15 protein-coding genes are annotated in these 15,719 nt (G+C 69.4%); 3 read left to right on the top strand and 12 right to left on the bottom strand.

Features of this window, described 5'->3' with window-relative positions:
• Positions 1-95 precede the first annotated feature (95 nt).
• From ACFYTQ_RS28445 to ACFYTQ_RS28435, 3 genes are all read right to left on the bottom strand, one after another.
• On the bottom strand, positions 96-797 hold the full coding sequence (locus tag ACFYTQ_RS28445; protein ID WP_387367582.1) for a DUF2334 domain-containing protein: 702 nt from the start codon (positions 795-797) through the stop codon (positions 96-98).
• Between the two features lie 124 nt (positions 798-921).
• A complete protein-coding gene (locus ACFYTQ_RS28440) occupies positions 922-3,057 on the bottom strand; it encodes a S9 family peptidase (RefSeq protein WP_387367579.1) in 2,136 nt (711 codons plus the stop codon).
• A 71-nt stretch (positions 3,058-3,128) separates the two neighbouring features.
• On the bottom strand, positions 3,129-3,341 hold the full coding sequence (locus ACFYTQ_RS28435; protein ID WP_387367576.1) for a hypothetical protein: 213 nt from the start codon (positions 3,339-3,341) through the stop codon (positions 3,129-3,131).
• Between the two features lie 569 nt (positions 3,342-3,910).
• Here ACFYTQ_RS28435 and ACFYTQ_RS28430 point away from each other — a divergent pair.
• Positions 3,911-4,126, top strand: a complete 216-nt coding sequence (locus ACFYTQ_RS28430; RefSeq protein WP_387367573.1) for a DUF397 domain-containing protein — start codon at positions 3,911-3,913, stop codon at positions 4,124-4,126.
• Between the two features lie 56 nt (positions 4,127-4,182).
• Here the strand turns inward: ACFYTQ_RS28430 and ACFYTQ_RS28425 are convergent, their stop codons facing one another.
• The 5 genes from ACFYTQ_RS28425 to ACFYTQ_RS28405 all read right to left on the bottom strand — a co-directional run bounded on the left by ACFYTQ_RS28425 (position 4,183) and on the right by ACFYTQ_RS28405 (position 9,212).
• Positions 4,183-5,142 (bottom strand): alpha/beta hydrolase, encoded by a 960-nt coding sequence (locus tag ACFYTQ_RS28425; RefSeq protein ID WP_387367570.1) that lies wholly within the window; start codon positions 5,140-5,142, stop codon positions 4,183-4,185.
• 166 nt (positions 5,143-5,308) lie between these two features.
• A complete protein-coding gene (locus ACFYTQ_RS28420) occupies positions 5,309-5,740 on the bottom strand; it encodes an HIT family protein (RefSeq protein ID WP_387367567.1) in 432 nt (143 codons plus the stop codon).
• 8 nt (positions 5,741-5,748) lie between these two features.
• Complete coding sequence (gene purB, locus ACFYTQ_RS28415; RefSeq protein WP_387367564.1) at positions 5,749-7,170, bottom strand: adenylosuccinate lyase; 1,422 nt, start codon at positions 7,168-7,170, stop codon at positions 5,749-5,751.
• Between the two features lie 11 nt (positions 7,171-7,181).
• Positions 7,182-7,868 carry a TetR/AcrR family transcriptional regulator gene (locus ACFYTQ_RS28410; RefSeq protein WP_387367562.1) on the bottom strand — a complete coding sequence of 229 codons (687 nt, stop codon included), beginning with the start codon at positions 7,866-7,868 and terminating at the stop codon, positions 7,182-7,184.
• Between the two features lie 177 nt (positions 7,869-8,045).
• The gene (locus ACFYTQ_RS28405) at positions 8,046-9,212 is read right to left on the bottom strand and encodes a pyridoxal phosphate-dependent aminotransferase (RefSeq protein ID WP_387367559.1); all 1,167 of its coding nucleotides are present in this window, start codon (positions 9,210-9,212) and stop codon (positions 8,046-8,048) included.
• Positions 9,213-9,325: 113 nt separating this feature from the next.
• On the opposite strand from ACFYTQ_RS28405, the gene ACFYTQ_RS28400 reads away from it, so the two are divergent.
• Positions 9,326-10,594 carry a M23 family metallopeptidase gene (locus ACFYTQ_RS28400; RefSeq protein WP_387367556.1) on the top strand — a complete coding sequence of 423 codons (1,269 nt, stop codon included), beginning with the start codon at positions 9,326-9,328 and terminating at the stop codon, positions 10,592-10,594.
• Positions 10,595-10,599: 5 nt separating this feature from the next.
• On the opposite strand, the gene purD is transcribed toward ACFYTQ_RS28400, so the two are convergent.
• Positions 10,600-11,877: a phosphoribosylamine--glycine ligase gene (gene purD / locus ACFYTQ_RS28395; protein ID WP_387367553.1), complete on the bottom strand. Its 1,278-nt coding sequence runs from the start codon at positions 11,875-11,877 to the stop codon at positions 10,600-10,602.
• Positions 11,878-11,914: 37 nt separating this feature from the next.
• On the opposite strand from purD, the gene ACFYTQ_RS28390 reads away from it, so the two are divergent.
• Positions 11,915-12,340 carry an HIT family protein gene (locus ACFYTQ_RS28390; RefSeq protein WP_387367550.1) on the top strand — a complete coding sequence of 142 codons (426 nt, stop codon included), beginning with the start codon at positions 11,915-11,917 and terminating at the stop codon, positions 12,338-12,340.
• 26 nt (positions 12,341-12,366) lie between these two features.
• On the opposite strand, the gene ACFYTQ_RS28385 is transcribed toward ACFYTQ_RS28390, so the two are convergent.
• The 3 genes from ACFYTQ_RS28385 to rnc form a co-directional block, all read right to left on the bottom strand.
• Positions 12,367-13,824, bottom strand: a complete 1,458-nt coding sequence (locus ACFYTQ_RS28385) for a sensor histidine kinase (protein WP_387367547.1) — start codon at positions 13,822-13,824, stop codon at positions 12,367-12,369.
• On the bottom strand, positions 13,821-14,555 hold the full coding sequence (locus ACFYTQ_RS28380; RefSeq protein ID WP_387367544.1) for a response regulator transcription factor: 735 nt from the start codon (positions 14,553-14,555) through the stop codon (positions 13,821-13,823). The genes ACFYTQ_RS28385 and ACFYTQ_RS28380 overlap by 4 nt, the downstream gene beginning before the upstream one ends.
• A gap of 68 nt (positions 14,556-14,623) precedes the next feature.
• Entirely contained in the window at positions 14,624-15,337 is a 714-nt protein-coding gene (gene rnc, locus ACFYTQ_RS28375; RefSeq protein ID WP_387367541.1) for a ribonuclease III, read from the bottom strand.
• Between the last annotated feature and the right edge of the window lie 382 nt (positions 15,338-15,719).

Below are 15,719 nucleotides of genomic sequence, written 5' to 3'. Positions count from 1 at the left end.
GCCGAACAAGCCTGGAGGGGTGCGGCTGGGTTCGGCCCCGTGCCCGGAGGTGCCGAACAAGCCTCAAGAGGTTTGCCTGGGGCGGAGAGAAGGGGTCAAGCGGCGTGGGCGGTGGGGTGGGGGTGCCAGGTGTAGACGTCGGGGACTGCCTCGTGGAACAGGGCCAGGTCGATTGCGTCGAGGAGGGCTTGGCGGGGGGCCGAGCGGGAGAGTTGGGCGGCGGAGACGGCCAGGCGGAGGAGGCCGCCGCGGCGGGCGGTGCGGGCGGCGCTCATGACCAGGGCGTGGCACCACCAGGGTTCGGCGCGGAAGCCTTCGCCGATGCCGTGGACCCAGGAGCGTTGGGTGGTGCCGCGGTCGAGGTCGTGGACGGCGGAGAGGGTGAGGGCGAGGCGGAAGCCTACGTCGGGGAGGGCGGCGAGGGCGCCTTCGGAGGCGTTCCAGCGGGGGGCCGCGAACAGGCGGGTGCGCAGGCCGACGCGTTCCATGACGCGGTCGGCGGCCATGAGGCGCAGGCGGGCCTCGTGTTTGGGGAGGGCGGCGAATTCGGAGCGGCGGGTCTTGGTCGCGGCCTGGTCGTAGCCGTGCAGGACGATCGAGTCCCCGCCCGCCCGGCGCTGGCGCAGCCAGTCGCGGGTGGCGGGGTCCTCGGTCAGCCGGTACTTGCCCTTGAGGCGAGGGGCGACCAGCAGCGACAGCGGAACCTCACGCTGGTCCATCTCCGCGGCGAAACTCATCGCCGCTTCCCGGGTGGTGTCGCGGATTCCCGACACCGAGACGATCAGGTGCGCGCGCATGGGTGAACCCCCTGTTCGTGCTGTTCACCGGCCGATGCCGGTCGTCCATCCACTGTGCGGGGGGCAGATGACCACCCCGTTCTGATCGGGTGACGCGGCGACGAACACTCGAGCCGGGCGCGCCCTAAGCCTCGGCGAGCCCGAGCGTATCCAGCACCCACGCGTACTCGAACGCCACTTCCTTCCACTTCTCGTACCGCCCGCTGACCCCGCCGTGCCCGGCCGTCATCTCCGTCTTCAGCAGCAGCGGCGCGTCACCGGTCTTGGTGGCGCGCAGTTTCGCCACCCACTTGGCGGGTTCCACGTACAGCACGCGGGTGTCGTTGAGGCTGGTGATCGCCAGGATCGCGGGATAGTCCTTGGCCGCCACGTTCTCGTACGGCGAATAGGACTTCATGTACTCGTAGACTTCCTTGTCCGCCAAGGGATTTCCCCACTCGTCCCATTCGATGACGGTCAGCGGCAGCGACGGATCCAGGATCGAGGTGAGCGGATCCACGAACGGCACGTTGGCGAGGATCCCGGCGAACAACTCCGGGGCGAGATTGGCCACCGCGCCCATCAGCAGCCCGCCCGCGCTGCCGCCGTCGGCGACCATCCGGTCCGGCGCGGTGAGCCCGCTGTCGATGAGATGTCTTGCGCAGGAGACGAAGTCGGTGAAGGTGTTCTTCTTGGTGAGCGTCTTGCCGTGCTCGTACCACAACCGGCCCATCTCGCCGCCGCCGCGCACGTGCGCGACCGCGAACACCATCCCCCGATCCAGCAGCGACAGCCGCGACACCGAGAACCCGGGATCGATACTCGCCTCGTAGGAGCCATATCCGTAGAGCAGCAACGGTTTCGGTCCCGCGGGCAGATCCCGCCGCCGCACGATCGAGATCGGCACCCGGGTGCCGTCCTCGGCCACCGCCCAGTCCCGGTGCTGCTCGTAATCGGCCGGATCGTACCCGCCGAGCACCGGCTGTTCCTTGCGCAGCAGTAGCTCTCCCGTAGCGGGCACGTAGTCGAACACCTGCATGGGCGTGATGAACGAGGTCACCCCGATCCGCAGCGTCGGCTGCGACCACTCCGGATTCGCGCCCACCCCGGCCGAGAACAGCTCCAGCCCGAACTCCAGCTCCTTGGGCTCGCCGTAGCCCTCGGAAGTCAAGGGCCACACCGCGATTCGCGGCAGCGCCTCGCGCCGATAGGACAACACCAGATGATCGGCGAAACAGTCGATGTCCTCGAGCCGCACGTCGTCGCGATGCCCGACGAGCAGCGTCATGGCCGCCGGATCGTCCACCGGCGCCTCGGCCAGCACGAAGTTCTCCGCCTTCACCCCGTCCACGACATCGTTGTGCAGGATCAAAAACCGGTCGCGCCCGCCGATCACCGCGTGTTCGACCGAGTACTCCACGCCCTCGCGGCGCGGCAGCAGCACCCGGAATTCGCCCTCGGGATCGTCGGATTCGAGCACCCAGCCCTCGCTGGTGATCTTCGACCCCACCCAGATCATCAGGTACTTCTCCGACCGGCTGGCCCCGATGCTCACCCAGTAACGCTCGTCGGGCTCGTGGAAGACCCGCACGTCGGCGTCCGAGGCGGTCCCCAGCCGATGCCGCCACACCGTGTCGGGCCGCCACGACTCGTCGACGGTCTGATAGAAGACGTGGCTGCCGTCCAGCGACCAGGTCGCCCCCGGCGCGGTGCCCGGGATCTCGTCACCGAGCAGCTCACCGCTGCGCAAATCCTTGAACCGCAACACATATCGCTCGTCGCCGACCGTGTCGACCGAATACGCGAGCAACGTCCCGTCGTGGCTGACCGAGAAGGCGCCGAGGGCGAAGAAGTCGTGCCCCTCGGCGAGGGCGTTGCTGTCGAGCAGGATCTCCTCGCCCGCCGGAGCGGTATCGGCCTCGAGCCGCGGGGGCGTCCAGTCGTTCGGATCGTCGATCGGGCACCGGCAGTGCACGCCGTACTGCTTGCCCTCGAAACTGCGGGAGTAGTACCAGTAGTCGCCCATCCGGGCCGGGACGGACAGATCGGTCTCGAGCGTGCGGGACTTGATCTCGTCGAAGATACGGTCGCGCAAGGGTTGCAGATGCGCGGTCCGCGCCTCGGTGTAGGCGTTCTCGGCCTCGAGGTAGGCGATCACCTCGGGATCGTCCTTGTCGCGCAGCCATTCGTACTCGTCGACGAAGGTGTCGCCGTGATGCACGCGCTCGGTGGGCACCTTCTTGGCGACGGGGATCGTTGCGGGACCGCTGTCGAGAGCCATGCGCTCCACCGTAACGGGCGACACGCGAGCTTCGTGGGCAGGTCGCTGTGTCGTGGCGGATCCGCCGCGCGCTATGACAGTCCGGTGGCTCGCCGCGCCGACGGGCGGGGGGCGCGGTCGTTCGCCCGCGGCACCCGGCGCGCGTCCATCAGGAAGTAGACGGCGGCCTTACGGCGTGGGCATTGGTCGGTGGGGCAGCTGCGGTGGATGTGCAAGATGTTGTGAGCCTGCTCGACGGTGAGGTGCCGGGGCACCACCGCGCAACTGTCGAAGACGGGTGCCATGCGGTGCTCCATCCTGGGTCGTGCGTGGAATGTGGCCGGTCACACAATTCGGGGACGCCGGGTCGGCTCGACCCACGCGGTCCGCTCGACGCCGTAAATCAGCCACAGTGGTCTGTGTTTCCGATTCGGTTGCCGGGTAAACCAGGAGAATTGTCGGGATCGCGCGGTAAATACCGCCGTGGGCGGTCCCGGTGGCATCGCCGCCGCTCCGGGAACGGACGTTTCTCCCCAACCGGCACGTCAGCCGCCGCAGGTCCCGGGGCTCGTCGGCGCGTCGGCGCATCGCCTCGCTGGCGTGTCGGACTCTCCCCGGCGATACCGGGCGCGTCACCATGTGTTCATCACCACAGGGTCGCGGCCCGGCGGCTCGGCGCTTGCCACAAGCGCGGGCCCAATTATGCGACATTTCGCAAGTGTCTCGGAAATGTGATCGCGGATAACACAAAGCGATTGTTGAATGTCCAATCAAACGGGCCCCGCGCGCGGATTCCACTGACTACTGTCTAGCCCCGGGGGCCGGGTGTGATCGCTCCCCCGCTCGGGATGAAACCGCATCGACAGGAGCACGCGTGGAACAGAAGAATCGCGAGATCGAACCCGACGCCGTGTGGCACCGCAGCGGCGACGGCACCGGCGGCGTCGAGGTCGCCTTCCTCGCCAGCGGCAATATCGGCCTGCGCGACGCCAAGAAACCCGACGGCCCGGTGCTGATCTTCACCCCGGGCGAATGGCGCGCCTTCGTCGCGGGCGCCAAGGACGGCGAATTCAACCGCCCGGGAACATAATTCGCCGCCTCCGCGCCTCGGCCATCGCGTCGAAGATGGGCCTGGGACAGCGGCCCTCACGCACCCAAAGCGGGGGCCAGGGCACCCCAGGACACGTGCAGGGTGTCCTGCCAGTACGACCACGAGTGCGTTCCCACCGCGCTGTGGTCGACCCGGGCCGGAATGCTCAACGCGCGCAGGCGCTGTTCGAAGGCCGAGACGCACCCGTCGACGGCCGCCTCGATCGGGCCGCCGAAGAAGATGTTCTCCGGGAGCTGGGGTTTGATCTCGGTCTCGTGGGGTCCGGGGATGCCGGTGCCGGTGGACAGATAGATCGTCTTGCCGCGCAAGCGGTCCGCGAGCAGCGCGGGATCGTGCTGGGCCCAGGCCGGGCCGCCGGGCGGGCCCCACATATTGCCGGGGTTGCCGCCGCGATTGGCGATGGAGAACAGCATCGCGCCCTGGGCCAGCCCGAGGTCCGGGCAGGCGCTGTATCCGGCGACCGCGGTGTACAGCTCGGGATTGCGTGCGGCGAGCACGAAGGCCGCGATGCCGCCCATCGACAGCCCGCCGATCCCGTTGACGCCGTTGCCGTCGAAGGCGCTGTCGATGAGCGGGGGCAGTTCGCGGGTCAGGAAGGTCTCCCAGCGGTAGCGGCCGAAACGCGGATCGTCGCTCTGCCAGTCGGTGTAGTAACTGGCCTGGCCGCCGATCGGCAACACCACATTGACGTTCTTGTCGGCGAAGAACCGCTCGGCGTCGGTGGCGTTGGTCCAGGTGCTCTGCCGGTCGCCCGGATCGAGGCCGTCGAGCAGATAGTAGGTGGGCCGCTCGCCGCCGCCGGGCGGATGCAGCACCTGGACCTGCACGGTCCGGCCCATGGCCGGGGAGTCGACGAAGACGGCCGACCGCGTCGGCCCGAGTTCATCGATGCCGACGAGCCGGGCCGCGGCCGCGCGGGGCAGCCGCCCGGCCCACGGAACCAGCACGCCCAGGGTCACCGCGAGCACCACCACAGCAACGGCATGTCGCCGCATCTCCCCACCTCCATCGCCCCCACCGCTCGGCTCGGCAGCGGAAACGAGAGCGCGACGCCACGGCCGGGTTCCGCGTTACGCGATGCCGATGATCAACATCAACAAAAGTAACCCAGGATCACCGCGAAGGGAACGGATTGGCGAACTGGCATTCAGCCAGCAAACTTCACTGGTCGGCGCGCTCCAGCGCCCCGCGAATCGAGGCCGCCAGATAGTCCAGATCGGCCCGCGGCGGCGAGGTCGGACGCCCGCGCAACCCGAATCCGTCCCCCGGCGTGCGCGGGATGACGTGCAGATGCACATGGAAGACCTCCTGCCCCGCGGTCACCCCGTCGGCCAGGAAGAAGTTCACCCCGTCGCAGCCCACCTCGGACTCCCGCAGCGCCGCCGCCAGCCGCTGCCCGACCCGGAACAGCTTGCCGCCCATGTCCGGATCGAGTTCGGCGAGGCTGCGGGCGGGTGTCTTGGGAATCACGAGCAGATGTCCGGGCGTCATGGGCCGGATGTCCAGGAACGCCAGCGTGTCCTCGTCCTCGTACACCTTGGAGGCGGGCGCGCGCCCGGCGACGATATCGGCGAAGATCGTGTACGGGTTCATATGTCGCGCTACAGGATCGGGGCCGGGGTGTACCGGGCCGCCTCGGGATCGGCGTCGACCAGCTTCTGCACCTGCGCGACGACATCGGTCACCTGCGTCCGCGCCGCGCCGATGAACGCCGACCGATCGGCAAGGGCCGCATCGAGATCCGCGCGCGTGAGCGGCAACCGGTCGTCGGCGGCGAGCCGGTCCAGCAGATCGGGTTCGCGGCCCTGTTCGCGCATGGCCAGCGCCACGGCCACCGCGTGCTCCTTGATGACCTCGTGCGCGGTCTCGCGGCCGACGCCGGCGCGCACGGCGGCCATGAGAATGCGCGTGGTCGCCAAAAACGGCAGGTACCTTGCCAATTCGCGGTCGATGACGGCCGGGTAGGCGCCGAATTCGGCCAGGACGGTCAGGAACGTCTCGATCATGCCGTCCACGGCGAAGAACGCGTCCGGCAGCGCGACGCGGCGCACCACCGAGCAGAACACGTCGCCCTCGTTCCATTGCGCCCCGGCCAGTTCCGCGGCCATCGAGGCGTAACCGCGCAGCACGACCTGCAGGCCGTTGACGCGCTCACAGGAGCGGGTGTTCATCTTGTGCGGCATGGCCGAACTGCCCACCTGCCCCGGCTGGAAACCCTCGGTGACCAGTTCGTGCCCGGCCATCAGCCGCACGGTGTGCGCGAAAGACGAAGGGCCAGCGCCGATCTGGACCAGCGCGGAGAGCACGTCGTGATCGAGCGAGCGCGGGTACACCTGCCCGACGCTGGTCAGCACCGACGCGAAGCCCAGATGCCGGGCCACCCGCTGTTCGAGCTGGGTCAGTTTGGCGGCGTCGCCGCCGAGCAGATCGAGCATGTCCTGCGCGGTGCCCATCGGACCCTTGATGCCGCGCAACGGGTATCGGTCGATCAGCTCGCGCAGCCGGGTCAGCGCGATCACCAATTCGTCGGCGGCCGAGGCGAATCGCTTGCCCAGCGTGGTGGCCTGTGCGGCGACATTGTGCGAGCGGCCCGCCATCACCAGCGTCTGGTACTCGGCGGCCCGCTCGGCCAGCCGCGCGGCGACCGCGACGCCGTGCGCGTACACGTGCTCGAGCGAGAGCCGGATCTGTAGCTGTTCCACGTTCTCGGTGAGATCGCGGCTGGTCATGCCCTTGTGGATGTGCTCGTGCCCGGCGAGGGCGTTGAACTCCTCGATGCGCGCCTTCACGTCGTGGCGGGTCACCCGCTCGCGCTCGGCGATCGAGGCGAGATCGACCTGTTCGAGCACCCGTTCGTAGTCCTCGACGACGCCCGCGGGCACGTCCACCCCGAGGTCGGCCTGCGCCCGCAGCACCTCGAGCCACAGCCGCCGTTCCAGCACGATCTTGTGCTCGGGCGACCACAGCCGCACCAATTCGGGGCTGGCGTAACGGGTGGCGAGGACGTTCGGGACTGGGCTCACGGGCAGCCAGTTTAGTGGGAGTACGAGGGGCCCCCGGAGTCGGAGGTCAGCGGTCGGCCGCGGCCGCCGTCGGCGCTCGCGCCGATGGGCTCGGGCCCGCGCGCGGGGGGCGCGATCACGTCGATCAACTCGAGCAGCGCGCCGCGGGCGACCCGGCGCGGCTGGGGATCCTGTTCGGTCAGGGCGGCGACCACCGCGCCGTCCACCACGGCCACCAGCCGCCGGAGTTGTTCGATCCGAACCGCCCGATCGGATCGGCGCAGCACCTCGGCCAGCAGCTCGTCGAGCTGGCTGCGTAGTCGGAGCTGCACCTCGCGGAGTTCGGGGTGCCGGGCCGAGGCCACCGAGCGTTCGTAGCGGGCGATGAGGCGGCCGCGCTCGTCGTGCCCGTCGGCGCCGACCAGCAGGTCGAGCACCAGATCGACGGTCGCCTCCGCGCCGCGGCGGCGATGGGTCACCTCGCCCACCCGTCGCCGCATGGCCTCGAGCTCCGCGTTGCCGCTGAACTCGACCGCGCGCGCGATCAGATCCTCGAGCGATTCGAAGTAGTACGTCGTGGACGCCAGCGGGAGGTCCGCGCGGGTGGCCACCGAGCGGTGCCGGACCGCCTCGAAACCACCCTCGAGCAACAACTCGGCCGCGGCCGCGACCAGAGCCTGGCGACGCCTTTCGCCTTTCGGGGTCGTCGCGGTGATCACCGTGTCATCGTGCCAGTCATCATCGGTTCATCCGTGCCAAATCGGTGCGATCCATGGGAATTCAAGTGCGCCGGAGCCGACAACGCCGTCGGGGTTGAAAACGCAACCTTAGTTTTTCTACCGCATTCCGGCGACGCGGGTGGGCGAGACCGGAAAGTCTTTGCGCGACAGCCGGGCTCACGACTCGAGATATCGGCCAAGGCGGGCGAGTGCCTCCTCGATTTCGGCGGTCGCACCCGCGAAAGAGATACGAACCGTATGGTTTCCATTGCGGGTGTCGAAATCGATGCCGGGTGCCAGGGCCACGCCCGTGTGCGCCAGCAGATCCGCGCACCAGCGCGTCGAATCGTCGGTCAGGTGGGCGATATCGGCGTAGGCGTAGAACGCCCCGTCGGCCGGCGCGAGATCGGTGATGCCCAGTTTGGGCAGGCCCTCGAGCAGCAGGGCGCGGTTCTCGGCGTAGCGGCGCACGTGCCCGTCGAGTTCGGCGCGCGCCTCCGGGCCGAAGGCGTGCAGCGCGGCGTACTGCGAGATCGCGGGCGGGCACACGGTCATGTTCGAGGCCAGCCGTTGCAGGGCCGGGCGCAGCGCGGGCGGGGCGAGCATCCAGCCCAGGCGCCAGCCCGTCATGGAGAAGTACTTCGACACCGAGCCGATCACCACCGACTCGCGCGAGGTCTGCCAGGCCGAGGAGGTGGGTTCGGTGTCGACGCCCGAATAGACGATGCCGTGGTAGATCTCGTCGGAGATCAGCAGCGTGCCGTGCGCGTCGCACCAGCGGGCCAGGGCGGCGAGTTCGGCGGGGGCGATCATGGTTCCGGTGGGGTTGGCCGGGCTGGCCACGATCAGGCCCGCGGGCGGTTCGGGGAGGGCCTCGAGCATGGCGACCGTCGGCTGGAAGCGATGCTCGGGGCCGCAGTCGAGTTCGATCACGCGGCAGCCGAGCGCGGCCAGGGTGTTTCGGTAGGCCGGGTAGCCCGGGCGCGCGACCACCACGGTGTCGCCGGGGTCGAAGGCGGCCAGGAAGATCAGCGTGAACGCGCCCGAGGAGCCGGTGGTGACCACCACGTCGTCGGCGTGCACGGCGTAGCCGTAGGTGCGGCGGTGATGCTCGGCGATCACCTCGCGCAGCGGCAGGATGCCGAAAGTCTCGGTGTAGCCGAGCAATTCGGTCTCGAGCGCGGACCGGGTGGCGCGCAATACGGGAACGGGTGCGGGCGTGGACGGTTGACCGGCGGCGAGGACGAGGACGTCGCCGTGGGTGCGGGCGCGTTCGGCGGCGGCCTTCCACACGTCCATGACGTAGAAGGTGGGCACGGTCGACCGTCGGGATTCACTACGCACTCCGACGACAGTAAAACACCCGGCGGCGACGCGCCCGAACTATTCCTGAGACCACCCTGAGTTCTGCCCGCCCCTCCTGCGTATTGGGCAATTGTCCTGTTATCGTCGGCAGAATGCCTGACCGGGCACGCCGCGCGAGGCCGTACGAGGGGGGCTGGATCGTGATCCGGCCCGACTGGCGAACCACCCTGCGCCGGACCGATGGGCGCCCCCGGCGGCCCGAATCCGAGAACCCGAGCGCGGGCAGGAGGTTCGAGGCCGACGCCTCCGACGAGCAGGGCGTGGACACGAGCCTCGAGGCCGACGCCTCCGATGACTCGCATGAGAACACGAGCGTCCAGGCCGACACCTCCGACGACTCGCACACGGACACGAACCGCGGGCCTGATCCGGACGGTGAGGCGGGACATGAATCGGGCGGGGGCGGGGAACCCGAGCGGCATGTGCGCCGAGAAGATCGACAGGACATGCCGGTTCGACGGGCTTCCCACGCCGCTGCGGCGGCCGTGACGCGCGCGTCGGCGTGGGTTCGCGCGGGCGGTCGTCGCGTCGCCGAAATCGATTGGCGCGAGCGGATTCTCAGCGATCCACGACCGGCCTTGCGGGAGTCCGCCGTTCGGTCACGGGCATGGGTCGCGGAACATCGGGTGCTGGTGGCCGGGGTGGCCGTGGTCGCTTTGTTCGCGGCGGCCGACGGGGTCGCGCCCCGACCGGTCTCGGACTCACCCGCTCCCGGTAGCGCGCAACTGGTTCCCGTCGCGTACCCGCTCCAGGTGCGGGCGTCCGCAGAATCGTCCAAGCGCTACCTCAACGCCATCAACAACGGCGAGCGGCTGCGCGAGGCCCAGGTGGTGGCGGCCGCGGCGCGCGCGACCCTCGACCGCGCCAAGGCCGAGGCCGCCGCCGCGATCGCCGGAACCCCGCAGCCGTGGCTCAGCGGGCCGGCGACCTCGCTACCCGGCGGCGTCCCGCCCGGCGCGATCCTGCCCGGCGGCGGCGGATTCGCGCTCCCGGCCATCGGCATGTTCACCTCCGGCTACGGACAGCGTTGGGGCACTTTCCATTACGGCATCGATATCGCCGCCCCCATCGGCTCCCCCATCTACGCCGTCACCGACGGCACCGTCATCGACGCGGGCCCCGCCCAGGGCTTCGGCCTCTGGGTGCGCATCCGCCACGACGACGGCAGCATCACCGTCTACGGCCACATGTACGACTTCTCGGTCTCGGTCGGCGAACGCGTCCGCGCGGGCCAGCAAATCGCCCGCGTCGGCAATCGCGGCGACTCGACCGGCCCGCACCTCCACTTCGAGGTCCTCATCAACGGCCAGCACGTCGACCCGCAGCCCTGGCTGGCCGTGCACGGTATCCGCGTCGGCTGACCGCGTTACGCCCGGGTCGGCACCGAGATGCGGTCCTCGACCGCCGCCAGCGCGATGTCCCCGCGGAAATGGCTGCCGGGCAACTTGATTCGCTCGATGCGGTCGTAGGCGTGGGCGCGGGCCTCGGCGAGATCGGCGCCGGTGGCCACCACATTGAGGACGCGGCCGCCCGCGGAGATCAGGGCGCCGTCCTCGCGCAGGGCCGTACCGGCATGCAGCACTTCGGTATTCGGCTCGGCGGCCTCGGTGCCGGTGATCAGATCGCCCTTGCGCGGGTGGGCCGGGTAGTTCTCCGCGGCCAGCACGACAGTGATGGCCGCGCCGTCGCGCCAGCGCGGGGGCTCGGCCTGGTCGAGGGTGCCGGTGGCGGTGGCGTGCAGCAGCGCGCCGAGCGGGCTGTCCAGCAGCGCCAGCACGGCCTGGGTCTCGGGATCGCCGAAGCGACAATTGAATTCGACCACCGCGGGCCCGGCCTGCCCGATCGCGAGCCCGGCGTACAGCAGCCCGGAGAACGGTACCCCGCGCCGAACCAGTTCGGCCGCAACGGGTTCCACGATGTCGGTGACGATCTCGGCGACCGTCGATTCGGGCAGCCACGGCAGCGGCGTATACGCGCCCATCCCACCGGTATTGGGCCCGGTGTCGCCCTCGCCGACCCGCTTGTGATCCTGCGCGGGCAGCAGCGGCACCACGGTCTCGCCGTCGACCAGGCAGAACAGCGACACCTCGGGCCCGTCCAGGAACGATTCCAGCAGCACCGGATGACCCTGCTCGAGCAGTTCGGCCCCGTGGTCGCGGGCGGCCGAACGGTCGGCGGTCACGACCACGCCCTTGCCCGCGGCCAGCCCGTCGTCCTTGACCACCCAGGTCGGGCCGAAACGGTCCAGCGCGGCGTCGAGTTCGCCGGGGTGGTCGACGATCTCGCTGTGTGCGGTGCGCACCCCGGCCGCGGCCATCACGTCCTTGGCGAACGCCTTGGACCCCTCGATCCGCGCGGCGTCGGCCGACGGCCCGAAACAGGCGATGCCCGCCGCGCGCACCGCGTCGGCGATACCCAGCACCAGCGGCACCTCGGGTCCGATCACCACCAGATCGGCGGCGAAATCGCGGGCCAGCGCGACCACCTCGGGGCCGCTGCACGGATCGACCGCGCGCACCTCGGCGTGCTGGGCGATCCCCGGGTTACCGGGCGCCGCGCAGATCGCGCTCACCCCCGGATCGCGGCGCAGGGCCTCCACCAGGGCGTGTTCACGGGCTCCGGAACCGATGACGAGTACGCGCACGCACGACAGCTTAGGGGTAGGCCCATAGACTCGCCCCATGGCTTCTGTTTTCAGTGCGATCATCGCGGGCGAGTTGCCCGGACGGTTCGTCTGGGAGGACGACGAGTTCGTCGCGTTCCTCACCATCGCCCCGGTCACCCAGGGTCACACCCTGGTCGTGCCGCGTGCGGAGATCGACCAGTGGCAGGACCTCGACCCGGAGACGTTCGCGCGGCTGACCGCGGTCGCGCAGAAGATCGGCCGGGCCGTGCGCGCCGCGTGGGACGCGCCCCGCGCGGGCCTGCTCATCGCCGGACTCGAGGTGCCGCATCTGCACCTGCACGTCTTCCCGGCGTTCGAACTGAGCGACTTCGACATCTCCGGCGCCGATCCCGAGCCGAGCAAGGAATCCCTCGACGAGGCGCAGGCCAAGATCAAGCAGGCGCTGCGGGATCTCGGTTACGGGGCCAACGTGCCGGACTGAGCCGAGGGCGCCCGCCGCGGCAACCGCTACGCCACCGATGTACCCGACTCGACGCGGCGCGGCAACCGCACGGTGAAGGTGGTCCCCGCGCCCTCGGCGCTGGTCACCGACACCGTGCCGCCGTGCGCGGCGACCAGGGCCTGGACGATGGACAGGCCCAGGCCGGTGCCGCCACTGTCGCGGCTGCGGGAGGTGTCGGTGCGGTAGAAGCGTTCGAAGACGCGCTCGGCCTGATCGGGCGGCAGGCCGGGGCCGGTGTCGGCGACCTCGACCAGGACGTGGTCCTCGTCGGGGGTCAGCCGGACGGTCACCGACGCGCTCGGCGGGGTGTGGATGAGGGCGTTGTTGACCAGATTGGCCAGCACCTGCCGCAGCCTCGGCTCGTCGCCCGGAATCTCCAGAGTGCCTGGGCCGGAACGGATTTCGAGATCGATCGGACGTCCGGGTCCCTCGGGTCGCTGCGCGGTGTCGACCGCCCGCGCGTTGTGCACGGCGTCGCTGGCCAGCGCGAGCAGATCCACCGGACGCCGCTCCAGCGGACGTTGCGCGTCCAGGCGCGCGAGCATGAGCAGATCCTCGACCAGCAGGCTCATTCGGTTCGACTCGCGTTCGATGCGGTCGGAGAACATGGCCGGATCGTCAAGCGCCCCTTGCCGATACAGTTCGGCGAAACCCTTGATCGTGGTCAGCGGCGTGCGCAGTTCGTGACTGGCGTCGGCGACGAAGCGGCGCATCTTGGCCTCGGACCGGCGGGCCGCCTCCTCCGACGCCTCGGTCGCGGCGAAGGCGTGCTGGATCTGGGTGAGCATGCCGTTCAGCGATTGCGAGAGTCGACCGACCTCGGTGTTGGTGTTGCGCACGGGAACTCGCCGATCCAGGTCGCCGCCCGCGATGTCGGCGGCGGTCTTCTCCACCTCGCGCAGCGGGCGCAGGCTGCGCCGGATCACCAGTTGCGCCACCGCGGCGAGGGCCACCAGCACGATCGCGCCGACGACGACCTGGAGGCCGATCAGCCGGTCCACGATGTTCTCGGTCTCGTTGAGGCGTTGCGCCACAGTCGATGTCGTGCCCTGCGGGGAGACGACCCGCACCACGCGCCAGTGCATACTCGAATCACCCACGGAGCCAACGGTTCTCGGGTGCCGATCGAGGTCGGCCGGAATCTCCGGAGTGGAGTTGCGGTCGGGCGCCTCGAGCCGGATCTGGTTGCCCGACGCGTCCTTGACGTCGACGTAGAACGGGATGAAGTTGCGATCGAACGACGGTCGCGGTGGCGGCGGCCGGTTGGAATCGGCCGAGCCCCTGGCCAATTGGACGATCTGCCGGTCGACGCTGTCGAGCAGCACCCGTTGCATCGCCGAGGTCACCGCGATGCCGGACACGAGCAGCCCGAGCCCCGCCAGGCACACCAACGCGACCACCAGGGTCACGCGCAGCGGCACCGACGCCAGACGACGCGCGACCGCCCGCCGCACATCGCTCATTTGGCCGAGGACTTGCTGCGGCTGGGCGCGCGCATCACGTAGCCCACGCCGCGCAGCGTGTGGATGAGCCGATCCGGGCCCGTGTCGACCTTCTTGCGCAGGTAGGACACGTAGGTCTCGACGACCCCGACCTCCCCGCCGAAGTCGTAGCGCCAGACGTGATCGAGGATGCGCGGCTTGCTCAGCACCGTGCCCGCGTTGACCATGAAGTACCGCAACAGCGTGAACTCGGTGGGCGACAACGACACCGGCTCCCCCGCCTTCCACACCTCGTGCGTGTCGTCGTCCAGCTCGATGTCCTCGAATGTCAATCGCGAGGACTTCCGCTCGTCGACCGCGTGTCCCGACCGCCGCAGAATCACCCGCAGTCGCGCGACGACCTCCTCGAGACTGAACGGTTTGGTCACATAGTCGTCGGCCCCCAACGTCAGCCCCGTGACCTTGTCCTCGACCTCGTCACGCGCGGTCAGGAACAACACGGGCGCCTCGATCCCATCGGCCCGCAGCCGCCGCAACAACCCGAACCCGTCCATCCCCGGCATCATCACATCGACGATGAGCGCATCCGGCCGAAACGTCTTGGCCCGATCCAACCCCTCGGCCCCGTTCCCCGCACTGGCCACCTCGAACCCCTGATACCGCAGACTCACCGACAACAACTCCACGATCATCGGCTCGTCATCCACCACCAGCACCCGAGCCTCGGGCGCCCGATCAGGCACAGCGTTCATGGCCTTCATCCTCCCCGCCCCACCGCAACCCCGGCTGAGCACACGCTGGGAGATTCCTGGGAGCGTCGCTACGGCTCGCCGCCGTCCGGGGAAAGCGCGGCATACGCGGCCCCGGCGGCGTTCTGCTCGGCCTCCTTCTTGGACCGCCCGACCCCGCTACCGTAGGCGACCCCGCCGACGACGGCCCTCGCGGTGAACTCCTTGTCGTGATCGGGCCCGGTGGAGGTGACCTCGTAACTCGGCACCCCGAGCCCCCGTTCGGCGGTCAACTCCTGAAGACTGGTCTTCCAGTCCAGCCCCGCCCCCATCTTCGCGGCCCGCTCCAGCAGATCCGCGAACAACCGCAGCACAACCCGCCGCGCCACCTCGATCCCGTGCTCGAGGAACACCGCCCCCAACAGCGACTCCATCCCATCGGCGAGAATGCTCGACTTGTCCCGCCCCCCGGTCAACTCCTCCCCCCGCCCCAACCGCAGATGCGGCCCGAGCCCCCCGTCCCCCAACCCCCGAGCCACCTCCGCCAGCGCATGCATATTGACCACCCGCGACCGAATCTTCGCCAGCTCCCCCTCGGTCCGCTCGGGATGCCGGAGATACAGGAATTCCGTAATGCTCAGTCCCAGAACAGAATCCCCGAGGAACTCCAGCCGCTCATTGGTCGGCACACCGCCGTTCTCGTAGGCGAAGGATCGGTGTGTCAGCGCGAGCGTCAACAACTCGTCCTCGACGGGGACACCCAATGCCTCGATGAGGCCGGTTCGATCGGGCTGCTCCTCGGTCACGACAATCCCCCCTTTCCGTCTCTGAGCCCATAATATTTTCGCGGCCGTGAGTTGTCCTGAGGCCGACTAGGGACGGGCAACGACGATGGTCTTGTCGTCGTGTCGCTTGGAGCGAGGCATCATCACGCCGTGTGGGTCGGCATCAGCCTCCCAGCGGTGGCACCGAGCCAGGAGCTGGGAGAGATCGGCGGAGTCGAAGCCAGCAACCTCACGCCACGAAATGCCAAGGGATGCAAGAGGTTTGTATGCACCATCGGTAGCAAGAACAATCCAGCGCACGGCCGCGGAGGGGGCTGCTGCACGTTTGGGTGACAGTGGTTAGGCAGCCTGTCGGGCTGCTGGGGACATGATGGTTTCGAATTCGATCGGAGTCAACCGGCCC

It is taken from the genome of Nocardia sp. NPDC004068, assembly GCF_042874315.1.
In the GTDB taxonomy this organism is placed as follows: domain Bacteria; phylum Actinomycetota; class Actinomycetes; order Mycobacteriales; family Mycobacteriaceae; genus Nocardia.
Note: the sequence above shows the minus strand (reverse complement) of the source record. Positions and strands in the feature narration are given on the sequence as shown.